The organism is Streptomyces sp. NPDC056480 (genome assembly GCF_042795405.1).
In the GTDB taxonomy this organism is placed as follows: Bacteria; Actinomycetota; Actinomycetes; order Streptomycetales; family Streptomycetaceae; genus Streptomyces.
Window position 1 is genome coordinate 105760 of record NZ_JBHTSA010000013.1, and the last position, 9159, is coordinate 114918.

Annotated in this window: 6 protein-coding genes; 5 read left to right on the top strand and 1 reads right to left on the bottom strand. The window is 73.4% G+C overall.

Features of this window, described 5'->3' with window-relative positions; all coding sequences use genetic code 11:
• Window positions 1–34: 34 nt before the first annotated feature.
• From ACFQ79_RS09230 to ACFQ79_RS09245, 4 genes are all read left to right on the top strand, one after another.
• Window positions 35–631 (top strand): hypothetical protein, encoded by a 597-nt coding sequence (locus ACFQ79_RS09230; protein WP_383580604.1) that lies wholly within the window; start codon window positions 35–37, stop codon window positions 629–631.
• An 80-nt stretch (window positions 632–711) separates the two neighbouring features.
• On the top strand, window positions 712–1134 hold the full coding sequence (locus ACFQ79_RS09235; protein WP_383580607.1) for a hypothetical protein: 423 nt from the start codon (window positions 712–714) through the stop codon (window positions 1132–1134).
• A complete protein-coding gene (locus tag ACFQ79_RS09240) occupies window positions 1131–2993 on the top strand; it encodes a GMC family oxidoreductase (protein WP_383580610.1) in 1863 nt (620 codons plus the stop codon). Before ACFQ79_RS09235 ends, ACFQ79_RS09240 begins: the two co-directional genes overlap by 4 nt.
• Complete coding sequence (locus ACFQ79_RS09245) at window positions 2990–3868, top strand: hypothetical protein (protein ID WP_383580613.1); 879 nt, start codon at window positions 2990–2992, stop codon at window positions 3866–3868. Before ACFQ79_RS09240 ends, ACFQ79_RS09245 begins: the two co-directional genes overlap by 4 nt.
• A gap of 56 nt (window positions 3869–3924) precedes the next feature.
• On the opposite strand, the gene ACFQ79_RS09250 is transcribed toward ACFQ79_RS09245, so the two are convergent.
• Entirely contained in the window at window positions 3925–4806 is an 882-nt protein-coding gene (locus ACFQ79_RS09250; RefSeq protein WP_383580621.1) for an endo alpha-1,4 polygalactosaminidase, read from the bottom strand.
• Between the two features lie 328 nt (window positions 4807–5134).
• On the opposite strand from ACFQ79_RS09250, the gene ACFQ79_RS09255 reads away from it, so the two are divergent.
• The gene (locus ACFQ79_RS09255) at window positions 5135–9121 is read left to right on the top strand and encodes a discoidin domain-containing protein (protein ID WP_383580615.1); all 3987 of its coding nucleotides are present in this window, start codon (window positions 5135–5137) and stop codon (window positions 9119–9121) included.
• The last annotated feature ends 38 nt before the right edge of the window (window positions 9122–9159 follow it).

A 9159-nucleotide genomic window follows, 5' to 3' on the forward strand; every position in this document is an offset into this window, starting at 1 on the left:
CTTGCCGTCACACGGAGGGATAGGCTTAGCTGCTGTGAGCGATGAAATCTGGGAGTACGGGGCCGAAGGGGCCGACGGGGACGGCGCAGCCGACGAGGACGGCGAGGACGGCGACGAGCACGCCGTCGCCGAGCGCATCGACAGGGCGCACGCCGACAACCCCCGCCTGAGCGCATGGCTGGACGAGCAGCGGGAGGGCTTCGCCGACTGGAGCCGCCGCCACGGCGGCGGATGGGACTTCGACGAGCGCTCCCTGGACCGCGTGGAGGCCCTCGTCCGTGAGCACGTCACCTCCGTCGACGACCTGTTCGCCCGGGAGCGGACCCCCTTGGTCCAGATCGCCTGCTGGTACGTCGGCGAGGTCCACAACCGCACCCGGGGCACCGAGTGGCGCCTGGACCCCGACCCCGCCGACAGCCACCCCTGGTCCCGGCGCCCCTACGTCATCGTGCCGTTCGCGGTGCTGGACGCGTACCGGGACCCCGAGGGCATCGACTACGACGCCCGTCCGCTGCACCATCCCCTCAGCGGCCTCCTCGCCCTCCTCCGGGAGGGTTCCGCCACCGGCACGGGCTCGCTCCGCGCCGAACTGGACGCGTACGAGCCCGGCGGTGACGACGGGGCGGAGTGATCCGTACGCCCAGGGACGTGATCAAGCCCTTCCCGGGGTGCGGCGCATGGCCGGGGAGGCGGTGGGGCACCCATGCCCGCGTGCACCCTACAGACGAGTCACAGCACTTCACCTCCCTGTCCGCACGGTTGACCGGTTTCGACGGAGCGGACCTGGAAGCCACCGGGATGGCCGAGGTGTACCGTGCGGTCGCCGCGGAGCAGCTCGGCGCGCAGCGGTACGCGCGGCTGCTGCGCGAGCTGCCGGAGGACCCCGACGACGCCGGGGACCGGGAGCTGCGGAAGGCGGCGGAAGCGGTCACGTACCTCTGGTACACGGGCAGTTGGCCGGGACCGCCGCCGTTCCTGGTGTCCCCGCGGGCCTACGCCGAGGGCCTGGTGTGGAAGGCGGCCGGTCTGAAGGCACCTGCCACCGGTCCTGGCGGGTACGGGAGTTGGGCCGAGGCGCCCGGCCGTCCCGAAGGCCGCGGCCGGGGTGACGCGGTCGAGGGGAGCGGGCCGTGACGCGGTACGACGTGATCGTGGTCGGCGCCGGCGTCGCGGGCTCGCTGGTCGCGCACCGGCTCGGACACCACGGGCGACGTGTCCTGGTCCTGGAGGCGGGCGCGGCGGACTCCGGAGACGGAGCTGCCGACGCCCCGCTGACCAGGTATCTCGCCGCCTCGGGCCTGGTGCCCGGTGCGCCCCTCGGGCCCCGTCCGGAGGCGCCCGCGCCCCAGGCGACGGACATCACCGGCGCGGGCGGGACCCCCGGGTACCGGACGGCCGGGCATCTCCGGCAGGACGGGCCGCTGCCGTACGCCAGCGGATACGTCCGCGCCAACGGCGGTACCGGCAACGTCTGGACCGGGCTCGCACCCCGGATGCTGCCGGAGGACTTCGACACCGAGGTCTTCGGGTACGGGCGGCGGTGGCCCCTCGGATACGAGGATCTCGAGCCCCACTACCGGGCGGCCGAGGAGGAGCTGGGGGTCGCCGGCGATGCCGACGAGCAGCGCGAGCACGTCGGGCTGCCCCTGCCCGACGGCTACGCGTTTCCCATGCGGCCGCTGCCGGCCGCGCGCCTTGACGGCGTCCTCGCGGCCCGCCTCGACGGGCGCCGTGTGAAGGATCCGGTGGCCCGCCGCGAGGTCGAACTGCGGGTGGTCGGCACCCCGCACGCGCGCAACGGCGTCCCGGACCCCCGGTACGACGCGGGTCGCGGGTACGTCCCGCGCGGCCGCCACGGGCGGCCGGACCCGGAGAGCCGCTGCGTGGGCAACGCGAGCTGCATCCCGCACTGCCCCTCGTACGCGAAGTACACCCCGCTCAAGACCCAGGGCCGCTGGAGCCCGGGCGTCACGCTCCGGGACCGGTCCGTGGTGAGCCGCGTCCTCGTCGACGCGAGCGGGCGGGCCACGGGCGTGGAGTACCACGCGCACGACGGGAGGGTCTCCGTCGCGCACGCCGATGTGGTGGTGCTCGCCGCGCACGCGGTGGAGAACGCCCGGCTGCTGCTTCTCTCCGGGCTCGCCGGCCGCAGCGGCCAGGTCGGCCGCAATCTGATGGACCACCCCGTCCTGCTGACCTGGGGCCTGCTGCCCGAGGACGCGGGACCGTACCGGGGGCCCGGCTCGGTCTCCGGATTCGAGGGCTTCCGGGCGGGCCCGGCGCGTCGGCTCCGGGCCCCGTTCCGCATCGAGTTCGGGACCTGGGGGTGGGTCTGGGCGAAGGGCCCCGTCGACACCGACGTACGGCACTTCCTCGCCGAACGCGGGCTGTTCGGGGCCGACCTGCGGAAGGCGGTCGGTGACCGGCTCCGCCGTCAGTTCACCCTGCAGTTCGAGATGGAGCAGAGCGCCGACCCGGCGAACCGGGTCAGGCTCCATCCGACCGAGCGCGATCCGCTGGGTCTGCCCCGCCCCCTCGTCACCTACGACCTCGACGAGCACGTGAAGGAGGGGATGGCCGCGGCCCGTGCGGTCTCGGACCAGATCTTCGGGCTCCTCGGCGCCGAGGACCACACCGACTTCGCTCCGGCGGCGGCCTGGCCCGGCCGCTTCGAGCACCGCGGCCGTACGTACGGCTATCGCGGGGCGGGCCACGCCGCGGGCACCCACATCATGGGCGACTCCCCCGGCACGTCGGTGGTCGACGCCTGGCAGCGCTGCTGGGACCACCCCGGTCTGTACGCGGTCGGCTGCGGCAGCATGCCCTCGGTGGCCACCTCCAACCCGACGCTGACCATGGCCGCGCTCGCGCTGCGCAGCGCGGAGCGCGTCGAGGCGGACCTGGCCTCCCGTGACCGTCCGGTGTCCCCCGCCCCGCCTCCGACCTCCCTCGCCACCAGCGAGAACGCACCGACCCGAGGAGTCCCGGAATGACCGCACCCGTGCCCCCGCTGCCCCTGCCGCCCGTGAGCGAGCCCTTCCGACTCCCCTTCCACTACGGGGCGTTGCACCAGATCGGCCTCGACTGGCTGGTCGCTCCCGGGCCGGTCCGGGAGCTGCTCGCGAAGCACCACCCTGACCTGACCGCGGCCGGGTTCGAGGACGGGCGTGCCCTGGTCTCCCTCAACTACCAGCTGTACTTCGCGCAGTACGCCTTCGGCGGCGGGGTCACGCAGGAGATCGAGTTCAGCGTCGTCGCCTTCCCGACCGGTGCGGAGGGGCGGCTGCCGCGGCTGAGCTACGCCCAGTACGCGCAGGGCTGGGACCAGACGAAGCTGCTCGGCATCGCACGCGTCCATGTCGTCTGCGACAACCCGTTCGCGATCAGGGCGGGGCGCGAACTCTACGCCGAACCCAAGTACCCGGGCCGTTTCGAGGTGGATCTGCCGTCGCTCAACGGGCCTGCGGGCGAGACCTGGAGCGTACGGTGCGCGGCGGCCTCCCTCGGCGCGGACGACGCCCTGGAGCAGGACCTTGGCCCCCTGCTGGCCCTCACGGCGGAACTCGACGGCCTCGCCCCCGCCGTCGCCAACTCCGCCCCGATCACCGGCTACGGCACCGACCTCGAGGGACGCCTGCTCGCCGGCCCGATGAACGTCTACCAGCCGTACCGCTGGTACGACCTGGCCGCGCCCGCCCGCGCGGGACGCGCACGGCTCGCGGTGCACGCCCCGGAGAGCGACCTGGGCCGCGACGTGCTCGCCCTGGTCGGCGACGAGGCACCGGCCGCCGGCGCCTGGACGTACCAGTCGCCCCCGGTGGCCGCCCACAACCGCCCGTACTACGTGCCGGCCGCGGCTCGTCCCTGACCCGCCCGGGGGGGTGGCCCGCGGCAGAGCCGGGTCCACGCCGCCGGCCGCCCCCGTCAGCAGGTCTCGCGGACGTACCCGGCTTCGCCCGCCGGGCGGACGTCGGTGTCGCGCAGGACGACGGAGAGCGTTCCGCCCCATCGGGCGCAGGCCCGGTCGAGGCCCTTCCGCTCGTACTCGATGACGAGCACCCGGTCGTCGAAGGCGCTCGCGTAGGGGCCGCATTCGTCGTACTGACCGCACTCCTCGGCGACCGCGAAGTCGAAGCCGAGCTTCCGGCCCTGCTGCGCGAGGTCGGGGGCGTTCTTCTGCCCGATCGCGAGTCCGGCGGAGTGGGCGCGGGCGACGAGCAGCCGGGCGAAGGCGAGGTCGTGTTCGCGCGTGAGGCGGCCCTGGGACCGTTCGTAGGAGTCGAGGTTGTCCGCCTCGACGGCCTGGTAGCCGGCGTCGGCGCAGCCGTCGATCCACTCGCCGACGATCGCGGCGAGCCGCTCGCGCTTGGCCGGGGTGGAGACGTCGAAGAGGGCCTCGTCCCAGTCCTGGTCGACGATCGGTGCTCCCCCGGCGCTCCGCAGGAGCAGGTCGGGGTGGTTCTCCTCCCACCAGTCGGTGGCGTCCGGCTGGGCCTGGAAGGCATTGACGTAGCAGATGTTGTAGAGGCCCTCGGCGGGCTTCGCCGTACGGTCGCGGGAGACGGCGCCCACCCCGTGGGGCGGTGCGTAGGGTCCGCCGATCTGGTAGTCGAATCCGACGTGGGGCTCGGGCGGGACGACCGTGCGGGCGGCGGAGGGCGGCGGGGAGGAGGGGGCGGAGTCGCCGTCTCCCCCGTCACCGGACGAGGTGCATCCGGCCGCGCCGACAGCGAGGAGGCCGACCAGGGTCAGGGCCGGCAGACGGCGGCGGCGCACGCTGCGGAGGGGACGGGGTTCGCGGGCGATCACGGTGCGGGGCTCCTGGTCGTCGATTCCTCGGGCGGCGCACGGCCGCCCACGGGCCTACGGTACGGGCGCTCTCCGACCGGTTCGTAGCGGCCTGCCGGACGCCACGCGAACGACCCGACACGGTCCGCACGGGCCTCAAACCCCCTCACCGACCACATACCTGAACCGAAGTCATGTCTGCGGATCGTGCGCGGGGTCTTGCGCCGCCCCCTCGGCCGTCTCTACTCTCCCGCGCAATGGTTAGGAACATTTCCTAACCTTCGACCGCACATCGATGTGAGCCCCCACCGCTGCCTTCGCGCAGCACTCACCCGGAGGACGTCGGATGTCCTACGCACATCAGGCACGCCCCGCACACAGAGACCGCATCCCCCGATGGCGCCGCCCCCTGGCGGTCGCCGCGGCCGTCGCCACCGCACTGACCGGCATCACCGGCCTGGCCGGTGGCACCGCCGCCGCGGCCCCCGACGGGGGACGGGCCGGCACCACGGCCACCACCCGCACGGCGGCCGCCGCCGCGATACCCGACCTGACCAGCGCGAACCGGCGGACGCCCGTCGCGGGCCTGCCCGACTGGAGCAAGGCGGGATACCGGGGCGGCGCCGCACTGCCCGGGCCCGCCGAGGCCCACCCCGACGCCGCCTGCCACATCACGGCACAGGAGCTCGCCTCCCAGTACGGCGTGCGCGCCGACGGCAGCAACGCCACGACCGGCCTCCAGCGGGCCGTCGACGCCATCAGGACGGGCTGCACCCCGTCGGCCGGCTACACCCGTCTCTCCTCGATCACCCTGCCTGCCGGCCGGATCCTCGTCACCCGTCAACTCTCCCTGGACGCCGACTACCTGGTGCTCCGCGGTGCGGGCATGGCGCAGACCACGCTCGCGTTCCGGCCGGACGCCGACACCCGCTACGACACCCTCACCCCGGACGGCAGCGACTGGGACGAGGACGGGATGACCCACGGGGCCGGGAAGGGCGGCTGGACCTGGCCGGGCCGCGGACTGCTCCGGGTGCAGACCCGTGAGGTCTCGCCGAAGTACACCGGCGACCACGCCTCAGCCCCGGCCAACCGCAAGGACATCTTCGAGGGCAGCGTCAACCAGCACTGGGCGAGCGGAGTCCCGCTGCGCGAGGGTTCGGCGATCGGCACCACCCAGATCAGACTCGCCGCCTCCGCGGACATGTCGCGCTTCAAGGCCGGCGCCCACCTCTGGGTCGGCGCGGCGAACACGGCGAAGTTCTACCAGCAGCAGACGATCACCGACTCGTCCACGTACGTGAACCTGCATATGCGTCAGCAGATCTTCCAGATCGCCGCGGTGGACACCGCGGGCAGGAACCTCACCCTCGACAAGCCCCTCGAGTACGATCTGCCGCTCAACTCGACCTCCGACGGCTCGGCCGCGATCGGCGGCACCGTCTACCCGAGCCGTGTCACCCCGCTCAAGGTCGTCCAGGGCGTCGGCATCGAGGACCTGAGCATCACCCAGGAGCTCGACGGGATGCCCAGGCTCGGCGGCGGCACCTACGACGTCGAGCCGGCCGACGCCGAGGCGAACTTCGGCAACATCGCCCCGGAGTACGCCCAGCACGGCATCGTCCTGAAGTGGGCGGCCAACGTCTGGATCCGGCGCGTCGGCACCCGGATGACCGGCTCCCACGCCGTCGTCACCGAGAGCGCCAAGAACATCCAGGTGCAGGAGTCCTCCTTCGACGGCTCCTGGAACAAGGGCAAGGGCGGCAACGGCTACTTCCGCGGCTCCCGGGTCTGGGACTCGCTGTACGCGTACAACACCAGCCGCAACCTGCGCCACTTCACCTTCCAGTGGTCCGCCTCGGACAACGTCGTCGTCGGCAACGACTTCGACAGCGATCTGAACCTGCACGGCGGCTGGGAGCGGCGCAACCTCTTCGAGAACAACAAGGCCGCGGTCCCCTTCGAGAACTCCTCGAAGAACTGCCGCGCGAACTGCGGCGAGGAGGGCGGCGGCGGCCCCGACGACTCGACCTGGTGGCCGATCTGGTGGGGCGCGGGCCCCAAGGCCGTCAAGTGGTCGGGGGCCACCGGCCCGCAGAACGTCTTCTACGGCAACGACCTCAGCAAGCAGACCACGGCCGGCGGCGCCTACCAGCCCTACTACGCCGACCGCCGGCGGCTGTACCAGCTGGGCAGCGCGGCCGCGGACCCGGCGGCGTACCAGCACCTGGCGGAGAACGGCGCGCCGATCCCGGACTGGGCGGGCCGGGAGAACCTGGACTACAGCAGGGCCCCGCACCTCGGTGTGAACGCGACGAGGACGGACACCTCCGGGTCGCTCTTCCTGAAGTCGACGGGCTCGGGACCCGGTGGCGACACCGAGGCGCCGAGCGTCCCGGGTTCGCCGCGGACCACCGGCACCACGGCGAACAGCGTCTCGCTCGCGTGGAACGCGTCCACCGACAACGTGGGCGTGACCGGCTACGACGTGTACCGGGGCGGCTCCCCGGTGGGGACGTCGACCTCGACCACGTACACCGACACCGGCCTCACGGCCTCCACCGCGTACGGCTACACCGTCAGGGCCCGTGACGCCGCCGGGAACGCCTCCGGCGCGAGCGCCACGGTCTCCGCCACCACGCAGAGCGGCGGGGGCACGCCCACGCCGACCCTGGTCTCGCGGGGCCGGCCGGCGACGGCCTCCTCCGTCGAGTCGGCCGGCTTCGAGGCCTCACTGGCGGTGGACGGCGACGGCGGGACCCGGTGGGCCAGCGCGGAGGGCGTGGACCCGCAGTGGATCCGCGTCGACCTCGGCACCCCGCACGCCGTCTCCCGGGTCAGGCTCGCCTGGGAGGCCGCGTACGGGAAGGCGTACCGGATCCAGACCTCGAACGACGGCACGAACTGGACCGACGTCCACTCCACCGGCACCGGCGACGGCGGCGTGGACGACCTCGCGGTGACCGGCACCGGGCGCTACGTCCGGGTACTCGGGACGGCGCGCGGCACGGCGTACGGCTACTCGCTGTGGGAGTTCGACGTGTACGGCTCCCCCGCACCGGGCGGCGGCGCGGACACGACGGCGCCGAGCGTCCCCGGCGGGCTCCGCTCGACGGGCACGAGCGCGAGCAGTGTCTCGCTGGCCTGGGACGCCGCCACGGACGACGTGGGGGTCACCGGCTACGAGGTCTTCCGGGGCGGTACGAGGGTCGGGAGCACCGCGTCGACCGCGTACACGGACACCGGGCTCGCGGCCTCGACCCCGTACGCCTACACGGTCAGGGCGCGGGACGCGGCGGGGAACCTGTCCGCCGCGAGCGGCTCCGTCGGTGTGACCACCGGACCGGCCGGCGGTGGCGGTCCGGTCGTCGAGGTGTCCACGGCGGGACAGTTGCGGAGCGCGCTGGCGGACGCGCAGCCGGGGCAGACCATCCGGCTGGCCGCCGGTGAGTACCGGGGCTCGTTCGTGACGCAGCGGGCGGGGACGGCCGCCGCGCCGATCACGCTCACCGGTCCGCCGAACGCCGTCCTCGTCAACGACGGCCCGTCGGGTACGGCCCCGTCCTGCCCCGCTCCGACCGCCGGCTGGGACTCCGGCTACGGACTCTGGCTGTACGGCGCGCCGTACTGGCGGCTGACCGGCTTCACGGTGAAGGAGTCGAAGAAGGGCGTCGTCCTCGACGACTCGCCCCACGTGACGCTCGACGGGCTCTCCGTGCACCACGTCGACGAGGAGGCGGTGCACTTCCGGCGCTCCTCGGCCGACGGCGTCGTCAAGAACTCGACGATCACCCACACGGGCCTGGTCCAGGCCGGGTACGGCGAGGCGGTCTACATCGGCTCGGCGAGCTCCAACTGGGCCTGCCACGGCAACCAGGGCGGCGTGGACCGCTCGGACCGCGTCCAGGTGCTGGACAACAGGATCGGCCCGTCGGTCGCCGCCGAGCACATCGACATCAAGGAGGGCACGTCCGACGGCGTGATCCGCGGGAACACCTTCGACGGCACGGGGATCAGCGGCTCCAACTCCGCCGACTCGTGGGTGGACGCCAAGGGCGTCGGCTATCTCATCGAGGACAACACCGGGACGTTCTCCTCGCCCGGCACGTTCGCGAACGGCTACGAGACCCACAACCCGTCGACGACGCCGTCGTTCCCGAACGGCTGCGGCAACGTCTGGCGCGGGAACCGTTCCGACCTCGGGGGCGTGGGTGCGTACGCCATCAGGATCACCTCGACGTCGAAGTGCGCCGCCGACCTGAACGTCGTGCACGCCTCCAACACGGTGACGAACGCCGGCAGCGGCCTGACGAACGTCCCCGTCACGCCCTGACCGGCAGGAAGGAGGAGGGGGTGCGGCCCGCGCCGGCG